Annotated in this window: 15 protein-coding genes; all 15 read right to left on the reverse strand. The window is 46.7% G+C overall.

Annotated elements, in window-relative coordinates; genetic code table 11:
* Position 1: 1 nt before the first annotated feature.
* Complete coding sequence (locus JHL22_RS08715) at positions 2-2,986, reverse strand: glycosyltransferase (RefSeq protein WP_200236060.1); 2,985 nt, start codon at positions 2,984-2,986, stop codon at positions 2-4.
* Positions 2,986-4,113 (reverse strand): FkbM family methyltransferase, encoded by a 1,128-nt coding sequence (locus tag JHL22_RS08720; protein ID WP_234041214.1) that lies wholly within the window; start codon positions 4,111-4,113, stop codon positions 2,986-2,988. The genes JHL22_RS08715 and JHL22_RS08720 overlap by 1 nt, the downstream gene beginning before the upstream one ends.
* Before the next feature lie 53 nt (positions 4,114-4,166).
* The gene (locus tag JHL22_RS08725) at positions 4,167-5,387 is read right to left on the reverse strand and encodes an ABC transporter ATP-binding protein (RefSeq protein WP_200236064.1); all 1,221 of its coding nucleotides are present in this window, start codon (positions 5,385-5,387) and stop codon (positions 4,167-4,169) included.
* Positions 5,387-6,172 (reverse strand): ABC transporter permease, encoded by a 786-nt coding sequence (locus JHL22_RS08730; RefSeq protein WP_200236067.1) that lies wholly within the window; start codon positions 6,170-6,172, stop codon positions 5,387-5,389. Before JHL22_RS08730 ends, JHL22_RS08725 begins: the two co-directional genes overlap by 1 nt.
* Before the next feature lie 49 nt (positions 6,173-6,221).
* A complete protein-coding gene (locus JHL22_RS08735) occupies positions 6,222-7,352 on the reverse strand; it encodes a glycosyltransferase family 4 protein (RefSeq protein ID WP_200236069.1) in 1,131 nt (376 codons plus the stop codon).
* Positions 7,353-7,362: 10 nt separating this feature from the next.
* Positions 7,363-8,283, reverse strand: coding sequence for an NAD-dependent epimerase/dehydratase family protein (locus JHL22_RS08740; RefSeq protein ID WP_200236071.1), 921 nt, complete (start codon positions 8,281-8,283; stop codon positions 7,363-7,365).
* Between the two features lie 7 nt (positions 8,284-8,290).
* A complete protein-coding gene (gene gmd / locus JHL22_RS08745; protein ID WP_200236073.1) occupies positions 8,291-9,325 on the reverse strand; it encodes a GDP-mannose 4,6-dehydratase in 1,035 nt (344 codons plus the stop codon).
* A 56-nt stretch (positions 9,326-9,381) separates the two neighbouring features.
* Positions 9,382-10,809, reverse strand: a complete 1,428-nt coding sequence (locus JHL22_RS08750; protein ID WP_200236075.1) for a mannose-1-phosphate guanylyltransferase/mannose-6-phosphate isomerase — start codon at positions 10,807-10,809, stop codon at positions 9,382-9,384.
* A gap of 425 nt (positions 10,810-11,234) precedes the next feature.
* Complete coding sequence (lipA, locus tag JHL22_RS08755; RefSeq protein WP_200236077.1) at positions 11,235-12,215, reverse strand: lipoyl synthase; 981 nt, start codon at positions 12,213-12,215, stop codon at positions 11,235-11,237.
* A gap of 133 nt (positions 12,216-12,348) precedes the next feature.
* Positions 12,349-13,632, reverse strand: coding sequence for an O-antigen ligase family protein (locus JHL22_RS08760; RefSeq protein WP_200236079.1), 1,284 nt, complete (start codon positions 13,630-13,632; stop codon positions 12,349-12,351).
* Positions 13,633-13,756: 124 nt separating this feature from the next.
* Positions 13,757-15,373 carry a Fic family protein gene (locus tag JHL22_RS08765; RefSeq protein ID WP_200236081.1) on the reverse strand — a complete coding sequence of 539 codons (1,617 nt, stop codon included), beginning with the start codon at positions 15,371-15,373 and terminating at the stop codon, positions 13,757-13,759.
* Between the two features lie 202 nt (positions 15,374-15,575).
* Entirely contained in the window at positions 15,576-16,199 is a 624-nt protein-coding gene (gene lipB, locus JHL22_RS08770; RefSeq protein ID WP_200236083.1) for a lipoyl(octanoyl) transferase LipB, read from the reverse strand.
* Positions 16,200-16,203: 4 nt separating this feature from the next.
* A complete protein-coding gene (locus JHL22_RS08775) occupies positions 16,204-16,479 on the reverse strand; it encodes a DUF493 family protein (protein ID WP_200236341.1) in 276 nt (91 codons plus the stop codon).
* Entirely contained in the window at positions 16,479-17,348 is an 870-nt protein-coding gene (locus tag JHL22_RS08780) for a D-amino acid aminotransferase (protein WP_200236344.1), read from the reverse strand. The genes JHL22_RS08775 and JHL22_RS08780 overlap by 1 nt, the downstream gene beginning before the upstream one ends.
* 214 nt (positions 17,349-17,562) lie before the next feature.
* On the reverse strand, positions 17,563-18,852 hold the full coding sequence (locus JHL22_RS08785) for a D-alanyl-D-alanine carboxypeptidase family protein (protein ID WP_200236085.1): 1,290 nt from the start codon (positions 18,850-18,852) through the stop codon (positions 17,563-17,565).
* Positions 18,853-18,962 lie beyond the last annotated feature (110 nt).

Below are 18,962 nucleotides of genomic sequence, written 5' to 3' on the forward strand. Positions count from 1 at the left end.
GTCAGAAAACGCGACCACCAAGAATTTCTTCAAGGAACAAAGTGGCATTCCCCCCAAAATTCTGAAGCCGTTGAACACCACTGGCATCATCAACCAGACATTGAATCATCACTCCCCGCACACGCAGTGTCTGGTAGAAGTCACTGTGCATTGTCTGTACAGATTGTGGTACGTCCAAAACAAAAAATATATCACCCACGGCAAACTCAATGGGCTCGTCCTGCAAACAATGCTCGGGACAACCCATCAGGCCCGCCGAAAAATGTCGTGCATACCGATACTCATTTTCACCTAAGGCATAAACGGGCTCGATCCGGTAGTTATCAGGAGGATTTATCAGCCACTCCCTGATCGTGTTTCGTATCACTGTGTGTTCACTATTCCCAATCAATCCACTCACATCAAGCAACAATTGTTTTTTTTGGGGCCGTAAAGGAAAACAATCCGCAAGATGGCTTGAAAGAGCGATTAATTCCGTATCTGGTTGAGCGGTTGCTGATTTTTTTGCAATAGCAGGCAAGAGACCTGGCAAACCATTTTGTGCTGACTTATAAAAGTTTTCAATGGCATCCTGGTATTGTCCCGCGCAATATCGGGGGTCATGATCCTCAAGGATGACTTCCCTTGCCCGTTTCCCCAGGGACTGCCGCTTATCGCCATCTTGCCAAAGTGTTTCCAATGCGGTGATAAGCTCTTCATCGGAAAATTCGTCTGACAACATCCAGACAGCCTGCTCGTTCAAATCCGCCATACTGCCATTAGCATTGACGATCGTCGCCAGACTGTGGCACATACAGTCAAGAACCGTCCCTGAGGTTTCCCCTCGTGACAAGGTGCGTAATTGAACTCCCATATCAGCGGCAGCAAGATAATTTCGGAAAAGATCCAGATCTGCCCATCCCGTGATACGAATGTTTTTTTCAGCACGATGGTTCCGAATGATCTCGAGCAACTCTACCCCATAAGTGCCAGGATGATTCTCACCGACAAAGACAAGATGACAATTTTTGTCTGCACCCAACCGTGAATTCAACCATGCTTCCAACAGGCGGTGATTTAATTTTGTGGGGCCAAGCATACCGAAGGAACACACAACGAAGTCATCCACTCCCAAACCCAATGCCTGACGAGCCAATACCCTGTCTTTATTGACATGAGGATCACGCATATGAGGAATCACTGCCCAGTTCTCACCGTTATCACCATACCACCGCTTGGCCAAACGCAACGAGTTCTGGGAATGGGCAATCACACCCAAACTGTTCTGCACCACACTCAGGCTGCACGGATACTTCCAGATAACATCCACTTCATCCTTGCTATGATATCTGTCATGAAATGCGGCATAACCATGCGCATGGTATAACTCTTTTGTCCAGAAAGCGGGTTCAATGGCATGCGCTTCCATGTAATGGGATATGCCCGACAAATAAAAATCATGAAGAACGACAACCCCCGGGTGAGTACCGAGCAATTCAAACATATGCTGATGAAAAGCCGAATTGCCAAACTGATACAACACCCGATCATAACTGCTGGCGTTGTCTCTAAAGTATTGAACCGTACGTATTGGACAATTGGCATTGATCCATTCATCCGTAACATTATCCTGTACAACCACAACCTCAATATCATAGTGCCTGGCCAACTCTGGCAACAGTTCAGCACTGTAATCGGCAATACCTGATCGCTCGGGAGGTAAGGGTGAAATGTAGGCCAGTTTAAGGCGGCGGTCTGGAACGCTATTCGTTGAATGGCTTTTCTGATGGGCAACAAGACGCTCCATCTGCACAATTGCACGGCGAGCACTCTCTGCCCATGAAAATTTCATTGCCTGATGCTTGCCATGCTTCACAAGTCGAGCGCGAAAATCCTCATCGTTCAGGGCCCGCTCCATCAGCCGGGCAAAATCATCATCTGAATGGGGGTCAAATAAAGCTTCTGGCAAGCCAATGACCTCTGGCAAGCTGGACGTATTGGCCCCAATGACCGGCGCACCACAACGCATGGCTTCCAAAGCCGGTAAGCCGAACCCCTCATGCCATGAAGGAAAGACAAAAAGATGACAAAGATTATAAAGCCTGACGAGGTCTTCTTCGGATACAAAACCGGTAAGGATCAGCTCATCTTCTTCAAGACCACATTTGCGGGCCAAAGCCTCAAGATTGCGTCTGTTTTCAGCCTGAATGCTGCAGACAATGGCCAATTGGTGCGATGCACGCAAATTTTGGGGTAATTTGGCATAAGAACGAATTAAACCTTCAATATTCTTGCGATGATCAATACCCCCGGTGTACATCACAAAAGGATGATACAAACCATATTTTTTCCGCAATTCACTTTCCGCTTCGGCAGAAACAGGCACCTTACGGAAATGCCCATCAGCATCTGTTGAAATATTGGCAGACCAATCCTTTGACAAGTCCAAATGGGAAATGCCCTCTTGGCGTGAGGATTCTGAAATGGCCAACCAGAGGTCAGCCTGACGCAAAAATTCAATTTTCTCGGAATAGTAGGCTTTTACGACAGGATTTTCAAGATAGATCTCATGATGGATGAGCGGAATCAGGTCATACAAAATCACAGCCGTCGGAAAATCACGTGTGAATTGAGCGATGCTGGTTACAGCATTATCCGTCAGCCCTTCAAACAGACTGGACACAAGCACCACATCAGGCTTCAGACTGGCCAGGAAAGCTTCCCTAAGAAGTTCACCGGCGTGTCGTCGCCAGTCATTGTCCGTTTCAGCCTTGGCTGTAGGCGTGACGGTATTCCAGATCTGAATATTTTCCGGTGGCAACAGCTTATCAAAAGCCGTGCGTATTGGCTCTATGGAGTCAGAGAAATAGCCATTTACGGCAAGAATAACTTCGTGATCCCCCCGATTACGTACAATCTCTTGCACCAATGCCATTGTGTAACGCCCGATCCCACGATGACGCGATCCCGTGGATTGAGCCCCTTGCATATCTATCACAATGCGCATTAATCGTTCCCCTTATTATTCTGTTCCATGGCAATTTTAAGGTCACGATAAATATGACGTGCCCGTGGTGTAAGTTGTATTAATTTTGTGGGTACATATTGAGCCGGAACCAGCATCATACCGATGGTGCCTGCCGTTAAACGGGATATTCGAGCCTTGAGTCCCGGACAACGATTCAGGATGTAAAGTGCCATTCGTTTGAGCCGGGGTCGCCTGAGAATATAATGCGCCGTTTTGCCCACAAAAATCTTGATCCTGTTCCGGATACTTTTTGATTTAAAGCGTTTTATCTGCTCACCCGTATAACGTAATGGTGCTGTTATTTTCCAGGAAGTACTCCCAAGTAAAGTCTGGACATAAGCCTCTTTCTCTGCGATCCTGTTTTCCAACTCTTTTGCCCTTGCCTCTGCCTTAATGACAGCTGCCTCTGCCTTAATCGCCCTCGATTCAATCTGCTTGCGCATTCCCAACACATTTTTGCATAAAAAATTGGAAGCGGTTCCACTCAAAACAGCCTGATCAAAAACATTAGGAGGCGCGCCAAAAGCCTCAAGCAGGTTTTCATGTGATTCATGCACATAAAAACGATTCAGCCCATCAAAATACGCAAATATATAGCCTTTCTTCAGTACTATGTCCTCCCAGTCCTGGAAATTAACCTCTGCTAAAGAAGGTCTTGTACTTTCAATAACTAAAATCCATGGGCGTGCCGGTGCATCTGCCCAGCTTTCAAGGACTTCCTTTTCCAGTCCTTCGACATCAATCTTAAGCCAATGAATTTCATGCTCATCATACTGCTCAAGAAGCGCACTTAAAGGTATGACGTCTACCCTCGTCTCTGTAAAAGAAAAGCCATCTTTTCTATGTTGCTCGGCAACCTCACGTTTTACCGTTGATAAACCCGTACCTTCAATTTCATAAAATATGATCGATCCGGACTGCATGCCGATAGCAACTTGTTCTACATGCTCATCAGGCCTTGAAGAACGTAATTTATCGGAATATTGCGGTGTTGGTTCAACATGAACCCCTCTCCAGCCATGCTCATAAAAAGCAAGACTGACAGAATCAACAACAGGGTCATTGGCGCCAATATCAATGTAAAACCCGTTTTCAATATGACGCAATGCCCGCCAAAGCATAACATCTTCAAAATTCTGTGCGTAAGACAAGATTCCCATTACACCACCACCTCAATTTCAGGCTCTATCCATGCAGAACCGGCAAAAAGTATTCGGGACGTATTTACCACATCAAATATCAGTGCCAAATCCCGCCACTCATAGTTCTGCTCCAGATGAGTTACGCCCCCCGTCAAGGCAAGCTGAACGGAATAAGTACCAGGTCCCAGATTCGCCGGGAATTTGATATTAAAAACACATTGTTTACCCGCTTCAAGATTTTCCAGGATTTGTTGGGTATGATGCGTGTTTGTTCCATACATGACCTGACCCAACCGGTCTTTAATACCATAACCCAACACCAACCTGGAAACCGGCTTATGAACTGTCGTCGTCACTTGCAAAACAACGTTCTGGCCTACTTCAATCGCTTCAACAGCCTGTCCCGCCTCGTTTAGCAACAGAACTTCCGTAACGGTAACCTCCCCGGTACCTGAGACGGTCTGAATTTTTCCATTTTTCTGGATTTTTTGCTCAACTTTAGTACCTTCTTTATCGGCAAGCAATGCATTGTAATAATCCATCACTGCCTCTGGCTTCCCTTCCATTGCCATTCGTCCCGCGTTTAAGAGTATCGCTTTATCACAAATACTCTGAATGGCCGCTTTATCATGACTGACAATCAGCAAGGTTGTGCCCTGCCCATTAAATTCACGAATCCGATCAAAACTCTTGTGCTGAAAGTAGGCATCCCCCACCGACAAGGCCTCATCAATAATCAAGATATCAGGTCGCTTCGCGGTAGCAACACTGAATGCCAGACGCATTTGCATGCCACTGCTGTAAACCCGAACCGGCATGTCAATATAATCACCAATCTCGGCAAAAGCCTCTATGGCCGGCATCAAACTGGAAATTTCCTCTACGGAATACCCGATTAATTGCCCGGCCATATATACATTTTGCCGTCCGGTAAAATCTGGATGAAACCCAATGCCAAGTTCCAGCAAAGCTGCCACACGCCCGGCAATATTAATACTGCCCGTAGTAGGTTGAGTGGTGCCGGTAATCATCTTTAGCAATGTACTTTTACCTGCACCGTTAATACCGATTATCCCAACCGCTTCACCCGCCCCAACATTAAAACTAATGTCTCGCAGCACCCATTTCAGGTCATGATATTTACGTTTTCCCGGCAGCACCCATTCTGCCAATCTGGACCAGCGCGTTTTATATTGTTTATAAGCCTTGCCAAGATTATTTACTGTGATTGTTCCCATTACAGTTCGTCCACCATGTCACCGGCGTGTTTACGGAATAAGTTCAATCCCATAAAACACAAAATCAACGCCTCAACTCCCACTAACCACAACGAACCCCAGTCAGGCCATTGAGCATGAACCAGGATTGTTTGAAAAGCTTGCACAATTGGCGTCATCGGGTTGAGTTGCAAATAATTCTGCGCCCACTGTGGCAAGATATTAGCGACATACACAATAGGTGTAAGCCAAAACCAGAACTGCAAAACAATTCCAAAGAACTGACCCACATCACGAAAGAAAACATTCAAGACACCAACCGTCATACCCAAGCCAATGGCAAATAGCACCAGCAGCATCAAAACAGGAAATACACCCAAAAAATAAATTCCCGGAAATTGTCCTGTAATCAGAAGAAAAGCCGTAAAAAGGGTGAACACGATAGTGAAGTTAAGCACAGCGTTCACAATCACAATAACCGGCAGGCATAACCTCGGAAAACTCAACTTTTTCAATAAACCCGCATTATCCAAAAATACATTTTGTGAACGGCTGACTATTTCAGAAAATAGTCCCCAGGTTAGGACACCTGCACATAAATAAATACTGTATGCATAAGGAAAATCCACGCCGGGCAAGCGGGCACGCATAATCTGGGAAAAGATGACGGTATAGACAATAATCATTGCCAGCGGATTCAATACCATCCATGCCGCACCTAAAAGTGAATTCCTGTATTTGGACTGGAATTCCCGTTTCACGCTCCCCTTGATGAAACCCCTGTAGTTCCATACGGCGTGTATCATTTGTGTAAAGACCACAATTAATTCCTTAGGTTATTCTCTATTTTGAATCTCAGAACGCGGCAAACCCTGCATCAAGACATTTTTTATATAGTTCAGCATAACGTTGCATCATGCGCTCTGCCGTATAATAGCGCTCATAACGCTGTTGCGCATGATGCCCATATTGCCTTGCCAACTCTGGTGCATTCCACAACTGCTCCATGGCACTTGCAAATGCATCAGGGTCTTGTGGCGGTACAACTATGCCAGTTTCTTTATCCTGATTGATATATGTAGTACCCGTACCAATTTCACAGGTAATCATGGGCTTGCCATACATAGAGGCCTCAACCAGTACGATGCCGTAAGCTTCGGTACGGGTAAAAGATGGAAAAACAAAGCAGTAACTCAAGTATAGCAAGGCATATTTGTCATTTTCAGAAACTGGCCCAACAAACATCACATTTGACAGCCCTTTCTTTTGCACTGCCTCTTTCAAGCGGGTTTCTTCTGAACCGGCGCCAGCGATAACGATCGGATAAGGAACCTTGGCAGCCGCTTCTATTAAGGTATCTAGCCCTTTGTAATAACGCAAGGCACCAATAAACAGGAAAAATGGTCCCGCAAGGAGATTGGTCCAGTGTTTTATTCTTTCCCGAATTTCCTCAGTAAGTGGTACCGGTGCAATCCCGATGGGAATAGTGGATAATTTACCGGGAAATTTCTTTAGCACTGCGCTGCTTTGTGCATAATTGGGAGAGGTTGCGACAATGGCTTGCACACTTTTCAAAAACTGCCGCTGAACGGGTTTATAGAGTTGCAACAGAAACTTCTGTTTAATAATGTCGGAATGATATGTCACTACAGACGGTTTTCCATGGCCCGCAGAAAAGTGCAGTAAATCCATGACTGGCCAGGGAAAATGATAGTGAATAAGATCAAAATCCCTGGCGATTTTACGGAAGTGCCTAAAGGCGGACATAGAGAACGTGGTTGATGCCAGTTCAAAATCCTGCTTGACCCGATGGACGCAATGACCATCGTAAATATCATCGCTGGACGCAGACACATTTTTACTTAATGTAAATACTTCGGCATGTATCCCATACTGTGCACTATGTGTAGCCAGTTGATAAATAACTTCCTCGATACCACCGTAAGTATCGGGATAATATGTTTTAAAAACATGAAGAACTTTCAATACAGGCTCACTATTCTTGTGATAATGCTGCATCACCCGCCAGCATCCAGGTCAGGGTGTGTTTTATATCTATTGGTTGCCAATCTGGAATTAAAGAATGTAATAGGCTGGAATTTCCGGTTAGCGTTTTGACTTCATTTTCCCGCACAAAGGCAGGATTAACTTTTACCGTTAAAGTGTGGCCTGTAATTGCCTCACAAATCCTAATAATATCGCCCAGCGAGATTGCTTTCCCTGTGCTGACATTTATTATTTTACCAATAGCAGACGGTACCTCAAGCAATTGCCTATATGCCCTTGCTACTGCCCGGACATCGCCAAAATCACGCCAGACTTCAGTATTTCCCAATTCAAGCTCAGCTTTGCGTTCACGAAAATGCGAAACAATTTTGGGAATCACAAAGTGTTGTTCCTGCCCTACTCCCGTATAGTTAAATGGGCGAGTGATGATAACTGGCAACTTGTTACGGTAAATTCTGGCCATGAATTCCATGGCCAGCTTGCTAACTGCATAATCATTAACCGGATCAGGAGTAGTCTGTTCAGACAGGCTACCTGAAGACGAATTCCCGTAAACATTTGCGCTACTGGCCAGCAACACGGATTTTAAATTTTGCCCCGGGGCACTAAGCGCCTGGAGCAAATACCGCGTTCCTAGCAAATTTACATCATAAAAAGCCTTGACATCACCATGCCCAACAAAGGCAACGGCGGCCAAGTGTATGACATGATCAGGCTTAATATCATTAATTGTCTTGCTTAACTGGTCATAATCAAGCAAATCAACCTGATAATAATTTTCTCGGCTAACGGGTCTGGAACCCAGTTCGATGACCTGATATCCCGCTGACTTCAGTTCACGAACAACGTATTGCCCGGTAAACCCTGAAGCTCCTGTTACTAAAACCTTATTCGGTTGAGATGATTTCATAATGTTATCAGAATGAAAAACCCTGCTCGTTACGGCGCATATCTTCTTTAACCATCATTTCACACAATGACTCAAGTGACGTTTTTGGCTCCCATCCCAATACCGTTTTAGCCTTGGAAGGATCGCCAATTAACAAATCCACCTCTGCCGGACGATAGAATTTCGGATTTACTTTCATCACTACTTTGCCATCTGCAACATTAACGGCTGTTTCGTTTTCGTCTTTACCAGAGAATTCAAGTTCAATACCCACTGCCTTGAACGCCAGACGAACAAAATCACGAACGGTTTCGGTTCGGTTTGTGGCTAATACAAATGTATCTGGCTGAGGGGCTTGCAAAATACGCCACATGCCTTCAGCATATTCCTTGGCATAACCCCAATCACGCTTGGCATCCAGATTGCCCAGCTCCAGGACATCCAGCTTGCCCAGCTTGATTTTTGCAACGCTATCGGTAATTTTACGGGTCACGAATTCACGTCCACGCAAGGGACTTTCATGATTGAAAAGAATGCCGCTACTACCAAAAATATCGTAACTTTCGCGGTAGTTAACCGTCATCCAATGAGCAAACAGCTTGGATACACCATAAGGGCTACGCGGATAGAATGGGGTATCTTCATTCTGAGGAATTGTCTGTACTTTCCCAAACATTTCAGACGTACTTGCCTGATAATACCGGATTTTAGTATTGATCAAACGAATGGCTTCGAGTAGATTCAATGCCCCCAATCCTGATATTTGAGCAGTGGTTGTGGGTTGATCAAAACTGACGCCTACAAAGCTTTGTGCTGCAAGATTATAGATTTCGTCTGGCTCACACTTTTGAACCAAAGAAATACTGGCACCCAAATCTGTAAGATCGTACTCAACAAGATGAAGATTTGGATGATTCTGAATTCCGAGCTCTTCTATACGCCAGAAATTAACAGAACTGGTTCTACGATAAGTACCATATACGGTGTAACCTTTTTCAAGCAGAATTTGACTTAAATAGGCACCATCCTGACCTGTAATACCCGTAATAATAGCTTTTTTCATTGTATTAATATTCCTTATAAATTTGATTTCACAACTACCAAGTATTTGTAAAAGAGTTATTGTTCAACGCGACCATATACATCCTGGAATCGGACAATATCGTCTTCTCCGAGATACTCTCCGCTTTGAACCTCAATTAAAACCAGGTTTATCACGCCGGGGTTTTCTAGACGGTGCCTGTGCCCAGCAGGAATATAAGTGGACTCATTCGTATTAACCAAGAGCTCCTGCTCACCATTTACTACCTTTGCCATACCACTAACAACAACCCAATGTTCGCTGCGATGATGGTGCATTTGCAGGCTCAGACGTCCACCCGGCTTAACCTCGAGTCGCTTGATTTTGAATCGCTCACTATCTTCCAAAACAGTATAACTTCCCCATGGACGGAAGACGGTACGGTGCCATTTATAAAGTTCATTGCCGTTCTGCTTTAAGGTTGTATATATTTTTTTTACATCTTGGCTATAGTTCTTATTGGCGACTAGTAGAGCATCGGGCGTATCCACAATAACCAGGTCTTCTAGGCCAATAGCACCCACAAAACGCTCTTCACTTTTGATATAGCAGTTTTTTACATTTTCCAGCAAAGCTTCGGCTTCAACCCGATTGCCATTTTCATCAGACTCTCCAACCGCACTTAAGGCCGCCCAAGAACCAATATCGCTCCAACCTATATCACAAGGCACAACAGATACTACGTTTGATTTTTCCATCACTGCATAGTCAATGGAAATATCCGGTACAAGACGGAATGTATCCGCATCAAGGCTAAGCTGCTTTTGCTTTTCTCCTGAGAGTTCTTTGGAGGCGGACAAACACATTTTTACTGACGTCACAACATCCGGACAATAAGTTTCAAGCTCTTGCAAGATAGTGTCAACACGGAAACAGAACATTCCGGAGTTCCAATAAAAACGTCCGGAATCCATATATTCCTGAGCCGTTTTAATCTCTGGTTTTTCAACGAAACGGACTACATCCGACCCATTGGCCTCTATATAACCATAGCCAGTTTCGGGATGAGTTGGCTTGATCCCAAAAGTCACTAAACGCCCACTTTCTGCTAACTTAACCGCTTTGTCTACTGCGGTATGAAACGCTTCTTTATTAGAAATAAGATGATCTGCTGCCAAAACCAGCAATATGGCATCATCCCCAAATTCCTTTCTAACGTACATGGCAGCACTTACGATAGCTGCAGCGGTATTGCGTCCAAAGGGTTCCAGAATATAGTTACTACGAATATTCTTCAGCTTTAACTCTGCTAATTCATCTTCTGTCTGAAAAAATAACTCTCGGTTTGTAACGGTAATAATGTCGTTGACACCATTTATTGAAAACCCACGAAGAAATGATTTTTGCAACAAACTTTGATTATCAGCCAAACGGATAAATGGTTTGGGATGCCCTTCCCGGGAAACAGGCCAAAGACGGGAGCCAGCACCACCACACAAAATCGTAGGTATTAATTTAGAGGTCATTACACTATTTCCATACTTTCAAGAGACCGAAACGAGAAACTTTACCACACTGTAACTGACACATTCCAGTTACATGGTTTTTAGATGTTTCCAACACACATCCCAAGATATTCAAATTTTATATACTGGGCAAATATAAGCTAAATTGATGACAATAAATATCATTAATGCTACACAATTAAATTGATTAACTTAATTTAACAATGAACTCTACGTCAAATTTCAGACACAAATGTCTGCATGACACGTATTATTTTCATACCCTTATCCTATTTATTTAAATATCTTGAAGGTGCAAAAATTCAAGCTTGCCACACTGTCAATACTTATCCTTTGCAAATAGGCATATTGGTTGGAAAAAGTACTCAAAAAAAATGCCCTACTTTTTAGCAGAGCATTTTATCTTTTTAAGTCAACTTAACTTCCTAAACCCCAGCCGCATGCGCCTGCTGATCCGCATGATAAGAAGACCTTACCATTGCCCCCACCGCTGCATGGGTAAAGCCCATTTTATAGGCTTCTTCTTCAAACATTTTGAAGGTGTCGGGGTGCACATAACGGGTTACGGGCAAGTGGTGCTCGGAAGGCTGCAAATACTGGCCAATGGTCAGCATTTCAATATCATGCTCACGCATGTCACGCATTACCTGCAGAATTTCTTCATCAGTTTCACCCAGGCCAACCATTAAGCCAGACTTGGTGGGTACATTCGGGTGGCTGGCCTTGAAGTCTTTTAGCAATTTTAACGAGTGCATGTAATCGGCCCCCGGGCGAGACTGCTTGTACAGGCGTGGCACTGTTTCCAGGTTATGGTTCATGACATCGGGTACACCTTGGGCAAAAATGTCCAAAGCTTTTTCCAGCCGACCACGAAAATCGGGTACCAGTACTTCAATCGTGGTTATGGGCGACCGTTCGCGCACTTCGTTAATGCATTCCACAAAGTGGCCGGCACCGCCATCCAGCAAGTCATCACGGTCTACCGATGTAATCACCACATATTTCAGTCGCATTTGCGCAATAGATTTAGCAAGGTTGGCAGGTTCATTCACATCTAGTGGGTCTGGGCGGCCATGGCCCACATCACAGAACGGGCAGCGACGGGTACATTTGTCACCCATAATCATGAAGGTGGCCGTACCCTTGCCAAAGCATTCACCAATATTCGGGCACGACGCTTCTTCACAAACCGTAAACATATCGTTTTCACGCAGAATCCGTTTGATTTCATTGAATTGCGAATTGGGTGCGGCGGCTTTGACACGAATCCAGTCCGGTTTTTTCAGACGCTCGGCAGGAATGATCTTGATGGGAATACGCGACGTTTTTTCAAATGATTTCTGTTTCTTAGTGGCGTCGTAATTGGCGTTTTTTAAAGCGGGTGTTACGGCTGAATCGGTACTCATGATATGTCTTACCTTGCTATTTATCTGGCGCGTGCCCGATTTTACCGGGCAGAATTGCCCATTTTAACGCTATTCAATCGGCAATACTTGAAAACCCTTGAATCCTTACGCGTTTGATTTATTAGGCTGAATTTTATTTACCTGACAATTGATTGCCTTTATGGGTGGCAGAAAGCAGCAAGAATACCGCTACCATGAAGGTATAAAAAGAAAGCGTTCGCATGCCACGGAACATGAGCTCGGTCATGCTGTATACCGCAAACCCCAGGCAAACGGCAGCCCCCATGGCCGCAAAACTGCGAATGGCCACTTGCTTGGATTGGATCAGGCGCTTTACAAATAGCCAGGCAGGGGCAAAATATAAAAACAGCAAGCCTAATACGCCCAATGGGCCAAAGCTGCTTAACGCCTGCAAGTAATCGTTATGCGGTTCCCCAAAATCATTGGCGGTGGTTTGCGAGGCCAGGCCTTTTGGCACGCTATGGTTTTGCAATTCTTTACTGAATTGCGCATTGCTGCCCGTGCCGGTTAAGGGGTTGCGCTTCCAGATATCAATGGCTGTGTTCCACAATTGCAAACGAATACAGATAGACTCGTCGGCAATAGGATTAACATGAATACATTGCAAAAATTCATTTTTAGCCAATTCCACCCGGTTTTGTACCATTGGAATGGAAAACAACAAGGCAAAGATGACGGCAATACTGGCCAAGTAGCCAATCACAATTTTTATGCGGGATTTGTCTTTCCAGGCTAACAAAATGCCCAGCAGCAAATACACCGGCAAAACCAGCAGGCCGGTTCGGGTTTGCGTTAACATGAAGCCAGCCATGCCAAGCAAGCCTACGATGATTTTGGCGGTTTTTTCCAAACGGGGTTTGCCGGTTAAGGGCACCCCAATGGAATATAAGGTAATGCTGCTTAACAACAGGGTAATCACCCCATAGCCCACTGCGTTGTAGACATCAGACGTATCTGGCCTGACAAAATCTGGCCAGGACAGATAAGCAACATAAGCAAACGCATACAGCACCGCTGCATAAACACCCCACAGGCAGTGTTTCAGTTTATCTACCGGAATGTATTTCATGCCCAGCATCAGCAGGGGCAACCCTACCGAAAACCGCGCGGCTTTTTCTATTTCAGAGCCCGAAAGATGCTGGTGCGCTATTTTGGATACCAGCACAGCCAGCAGGTTGACCGCGCACAAGATGAACAGGGTTTTGTATTGGTTTGAACAGGCAGCAGGGTCGTTTTGAATGTTTTTACGGTTGCTACCCCATATCACCAAAGATAAAGCGCACAGTACATAAAACACGGTACTGGGCATGTTCTGGTTACTAACCACCACCAAAAACATCAATGCGCTTATCAGCACAACGGTACTGTCCAGATAGGTTTGATATTTAGTTTTCATGGGGTGGGATTGGTCCTGTGTGGGATTGCAATTAAATTTGACTGCAATTGTAGTATGTTTTTATAGAATGGTTGCATTCCCACGCGGGAACCAATGCATGTTGACGCGAAAGGGCCGGGAACAGTTACTCTCCACCAGCCGGCCGCGATGGGTGATGCCGGTTAACAACATGCTGGTCAACCGGCAAATCCTCTTGAAAGGCTTGTGCGACCGCTTCAACAATCGCGTCCCATATACCTGGTGCCTGCAATATTGGCATTTGTTTGGCCAATACGTTGCTTAATGCACCCTGGTTTTGCTCAATGGAACGCAGCACGCGGTCTGCCTGCTGGTCGGGCATTTCAATTATTTCTTTAAGTGCCTGGCGTGCCCGTGCATGATTGCGTAAATAACGGGATTGCTCACGCATCTGTTCGGTTAACGTCCGCCTGATAATATTGGACAAATACATCACATGCGGTCCAAGATCAAGGTAACGCCATACATGACGGGCTTTTTCTACACCGCTGAATTCAAAATTGGATGTTACACCATCCGGGTAAGTGATGTCGGTGGCGCTAAACGAAACATCATCACTTAGCGTTCGCATCAAGGGTTTGGAAACCTCATCCAGTATCATGTCATAAGCCTGACGTTCTGCGGCATTGTCTGTAATAACCGCTGACACAGGCAAAATAACAGGGTCTGGCACAGCCCCGTCACGACGCAGCAGGTCATTAACCAGAAAGCGGTGTATGCGGCCATTGCCATCCGCCAATGGGTGAATATATACAAAACCAAAAGCGGTTACCGCACAACGCATGACCGGTGACTGCCCTTGGGTACGCTCCAGAAAAACGCGCAGGCCTTCCAGCATGGGCGGCACCTCTGCCGCTGGTGGTGCCACATAGTGAACCACATCCTGGTAATGGAAGGTTTCCCCCACAAATACCGGAGACTGACGCACACCAAAATGCGTAACCGTGGTGCGATCGCCCAGGATTTCACCCTGTAATTGTGCAAGTGCCTCGTTGCTTAAAGGTAAATCACCCTGCCCGGTCCGGCGCGCCATGACATCGGCAAACCGTTCAATGCGATTGGTGCGGTCCGCCTCCCTTTCTATGGCAAAACTGGCTTTGCTTTCCCGCAGTGTCATCCAGATGGCGGCACGTCTTAACAGGTCTTCACCAAATTCAGCAGCCAGGTTCTGGAATAAATGCGGCACATCCAGCTTCATGGCCAGCATAACAGCATCGGTTTTGACAATCATCGGACAGAAGTAGCGCGTTCCCGGCAAGTTATCATTAACACGCCAACGCGATGATTTTATGACTTGGTCTTTTGAAGAGGCCACCAGTTTACTGCTGTCGATGGCATCAACATAGTTGCCACCCAAGCGTTCTGGTAGCTGTAACGTAGCATTGCTGATCCATTCATATAAAAAAGCCGCCCGGCGCGCATATTGCCCTGTGGGTTCGGCATTGACCCAGGCCTGGATAAAATCACCCCCTGTTTTGGCAAAAAAACGGGATAAAAATTCCAGATGGGGAATTTCGTGACGCAAATGAAATTGCAAATGGGCTGCAGGCTCTGAAGCGGGCCGCATGGTTTCCGGATAGGTTTCCAGCCGGTCGCCATCTATAATTTGCGTAACCCGTCGGCCACCGATCTGACTTTGTACTGGCAAACGCCCTACCGGAGTGATTTGATACGTTTTGGCCAACCATGCCGCGCCAATGGGGTCAGCAAGAAGCGTGTTCATTAATAACTCCTATTGGGTTCAGCGATTGTGCACAAAATCGATTATATTGTTTTGAAAATGCATTTTTTCGATTACACATGCATAAAATCAATTATAAAACAGGGTTTTTGCTCAAAATTGATTATGCAAGTGTGCTCGGTCAGCTCTAGTTCACATGCTCTGCGTGGGAACGCAGACCCTTCCCTTAGCATCGCCAACTTACTTACGCAAATGCTTCCAGCAAGTACCCGCTTACTGTATCGGCCATTTCCTGCCAGCTGACCTTCGCGCCAACGGTTTTCATGTCAATGGTTTTTAATTGGGCATAGCCGCAGGGGTTGATGCCTTCAAACGGGCTTAAATCCATATCAACATTAATGGCCAGACCATGGTAGGTGCAGCCACGACTAACTTTCACGCCCAGGGCGGCAATTTTGGCCAGTTCGTTATTGTCCATGGGCACATACACGCCCGGCGCGCCCTCTTTTCGGCAGGCCTGGCTAATGCCATAGTCGTTAAGGGTCTGGATGATGGCGTCTTCCAGCGCGGTAACGTATTCTTTTACGAACATGTTGGCGCGGTGCAGGTTGATCAAGGGGTAAATCACCACCTGACCCGGGCCATGGTAGGTGACCTGTCCGCCCCGGTTGCAGCGAATCACCGGAATATTCCCGGCGTTCAGGATGTGTTCGGGCTTGCCGGCCTGCCCTAGGGTGTAAACAGGCGGATGCTCCACCTGCCAGATCTGGTTATCAGCGTCGGGCGGGCGGTTTTCGGTAAAGGTTTTCATGGCCTGCCAGGTACTTTCGTAGTCAGCCAGGCCTTCTAGCCGTTTAAGCTGCGTCATGTGTTTACAGCACCACCTTAACCAGCTCATGCCCGTGCAGGGTGCGGTAGATGTTGTCCAGCTGCTCACGGGAGGTGGCGCGCACGGTAAAGGTTAAGCCAATGTAGTTGCCGCCTTTGCTGGGACGCATTTCCACGGTGCTGGCATCAAAGTCGGGGTCGTATTGCAATACCAGTTCCAACAGCATTTGGGCCAGTTCGGGGTGATTAACGCCCATCACCTTAATGGGAAAGTCGCAAGGGTATTCAATTAAGGATTCTTCGGGGGGTATTTCTTTCATCATAAGTTTTCTATTTCCAAGTCGTAAGCGGCACGCAGCTTTTGGTAGATGGGGCCGGCAACGCCCTGGCCCACCGGCTGGCCATTGTATTCAAGAATAGGCAGCACTTCTTTGGTGGCCGAGGTAAACAGCAGCTCATCGGCCTGGGCGACCTGTTCTTCGCTAATGTTTTGTGCCCTAAACGGGATGCCACACTGGGCGGCCAGTTTTTCCATTAAGCCGTAGCGAATGCCTTCTAAAATAAGGTTGTTTTTAAGTGGCGCCAGCAGCGTACCATCTTTAACCACCCAGATGTTGGCCGAAGAGGCCTCGGTTAAGAAGCCGTCACGAAACTGGATGACGTCGTCTACGCCTTTGGCATGGGCATATTCTTTAGCCAGAATGTTGCCCAGCAGGGAAACGCTTTTAATGTCGCAGTGGTACCAGCGTTCGTCTGGCATGCTTACCACCCGGAAACCCTTGGTCCGCAGTTCTTCGGAAGGACGCTCAAACGGCGAGCTCATTAAGAAGATGGTGGGTGCAACCGGCGGGTTTGGGTAAGCATGATCACGTTTGGCCACGCCACGGGTAACCTGCAGGTACACAAAGGTGTTGTCGGTTTCCGCTTTGTTAACCATGTCGGTCATGAGCTGGATCCAGTCTTGGGTGGTTTTGCCGGTTTCCAGTTTAATCGCTTTAAGGCTGCGCTCTAACCGGGCCACATGTTCGTTCAGGCGGAATGGTTTGCGGTTATAGGCTGGCACCACTTCATAAATGCCGTCACCAAAAATAAACCCCCTGTCTAAAACCGAAATTTTTGCCTGGCTGAGTGGCAGGTATTCGCCATTCAGATAAACCAGGCTGTCACTGCTAATGCCTTGTATCACCATCAACCTCTATGCCGAGTAAATAAGGCCGGACTGAAGTTATTCAAGGCGGCCCGAAAATAAAAATGTGTTAGATGCCCGTTATCGGTTTCAACGCGGGAAAACCACCCCGGCGCTATGCGCCACCCCTCCGCAGGAGGGGAATTATCCGACTTGTTCCCTTGGGGGCCTGCTTTTTGGGGTCAGTTCACTCCTGCGTGGGAACTCGCATTTAATTTTAAAACATGCCTAGCAGTTTGTCCCACATGCGGCCAACAAAGCCGGCTTGGGCAACCGCTTCAGTCACCACCAGGGGTTCTTGTTTAAGAATTTTGCCATCAAGTACAAACTGTACATTGCCCACGGTTTGGCCTTTGGCCAGCGGGGCCACCAGTTTGCCGTTGTATTGGGTAACAACCTGGACGGCATTTTCCTGGCCACGGGGTACCGTAACGGTTACCGGATTAAGCGAGCCCAGGTTAACCTGTTTGGTTTCGCCTTCCCACACGCGTGGCTGCACCAGGGGTTTACCGGCTTCGGCAACGGTTTTGTCGCTAAAATTCTGGAAGCCCCAGTCAAGCAGGGTTTGGCTAACCTGCTCTCGGGCACGCACCGAATCGGCGCCCACCACAATCGTGATAATGCGGCGCCCATCGCGCTCGGCTGTGGAAATAAGACAATAACCGGCATCATCGGTATGGCCGGTTTTAAGGCCATCTACGCCAATATTGCGATACAGCAGGCCGTTACGGTTGGGTTGTTTGATTTTATTGAAGGTAAATTCAGGCTGGCTGAAATAATGATAATAGCTGGGATAGTCTTTAATAATATGCTGGGCCAATACCGACAGGTCACGCACGGTGGTGTAGGTGTCGGGCGACGGCAGGCCGGTAGGGTCGGCAAAATGGGTATCATTCATGCCAAAAGTTTTGGCTTCCTGGTTCATTTGCCCCACAAAAACGCCTTCGCTGCCGGCAACCACTTCGGCCAGCTGAATGGTGGCATCGTTGCCTGATTGCACAATCATGCCTTGCAACAAATCACCCACCGATACCTGTTTATTCACTTCAATAAACATGCGCGAACCACCGGTTTTCCAGGCTTTTTCAGAAACCGTTACCATTTGGTCCAGGCTGATGCGTTTGTCGTCAAGGGCAGCAAACACCAGGCTGGCCGTCATGAGCTTGGTGAGCGAAGCCGGAGCAAGTTTCATGTCGGGTTCGACATTGCCAATAATCTGGTTACTGGTGGCATCAAAAACCATCCAGGCCTTAACCGGTGGGCTAGGCGGCGCAACGCTGGCAAACTCGCTAACCACTGGGGTTTGTTCATTGGTAAGCGAGATGCTTGAACGGATTTCGGGCGTTTGTGCGGCCACCGCTGCGGGGTTATTAAGAACCGAGGTGACAACCGAGCCGTTTACTGTTGTTTCTGCCTGGGCAGGTGTTTTGTTTTTATCATAATAATAGTAGCCACCCCCAGCGAGTGCCACAACGATAAGACCAAGAAATAAACGACTGGAAGACATAAAAAAACAGTACCCGGTTAAAAGTGATTAAGTAAGGTAATGACATGGAAAACCATGCATTTGCCAATTATTATAAGCCCTGCTGCCGGTAAACCCACGCCAGCACAGGC

Source organism: Advenella mandrilli, from assembly GCF_016595155.1.
GTDB lineage: Bacteria > Pseudomonadota > Gammaproteobacteria > Burkholderiales > Burkholderiaceae_B > Advenella > Advenella mandrilli.

Excerpts from the sequence above, each read along its gene's own strand:
- JHL22_RS08765 (WP_200236081.1), bottom strand. The coding sequence starts at position 15,373 with ATGAACACGCTTCTTGCTGACCCCATTGGCGCGGCATGGTTGGCCAAA.
- lipA (WP_200236077.1), bottom strand. The coding sequence starts at position 12,215 with ATGAGTACCGATTCAGCCGTAACACCCGCTTTAAAAAACGCCAATTAC.
- JHL22_RS08750 (WP_200236075.1), bottom strand. The coding sequence starts at position 10,809 with ATGACCTCTAAATTAATACCTACGATTTTGTGTGGTGGTGCTGGCTCC.
- JHL22_RS08775 (WP_200236341.1), bottom strand. The coding sequence starts at position 16,479 with ATGAAAGAAATACCCCCCGAAGAATCCTTAATTGAATACCCTTGCGAC.
- JHL22_RS08725 (WP_200236064.1), bottom strand. The coding sequence starts at position 5,387 with ATGGGAACAATCACAGTAAATAATCTTGGCAAGGCTTATAAACAATAT.
- gmd (WP_200236073.1), bottom strand. The coding sequence starts at position 9,325 with ATGAAAAAAGCTATTATTACGGGTATTACAGGTCAGGATGGTGCCTAT.
- JHL22_RS08785 (WP_200236085.1), bottom strand. The coding sequence starts at position 18,852 with ATGTCTTCCAGTCGTTTATTTCTTGGTCTTATCGTTGTGGCACTCGCT.
- lipB (WP_200236083.1), bottom strand. The coding sequence starts at position 16,199 with ATGACGCAGCTTAAACGGCTAGAAGGCCTGGCTGACTACGAAAGTACC.
- JHL22_RS08780 (WP_200236344.1), bottom strand. The coding sequence starts at position 17,348 with ATGGTGATACAAGGCATTAGCAGTGACAGCCTGGTTTATCTGAATGGC.
- JHL22_RS08715 (WP_200236060.1), bottom strand. The coding sequence starts at position 2,986 with ATGCGCATTGTGATAGATATGCAAGGGGCTCAATCCACGGGATCGCGT.
- JHL22_RS08730 (WP_200236067.1), bottom strand. The coding sequence starts at position 6,172 with ATGATACACGCCGTATGGAACTACAGGGGTTTCATCAAGGGGAGCGTG.
- JHL22_RS08740 (WP_200236071.1), bottom strand. The coding sequence starts at position 8,283 with ATGAAATCATCTCAACCGAATAAGGTTTTAGTAACAGGAGCTTCAGGG.
- JHL22_RS08760 (WP_200236079.1), bottom strand. The coding sequence starts at position 13,632 with ATGAAAACTAAATATCAAACCTATCTGGACAGTACCGTTGTGCTGATA.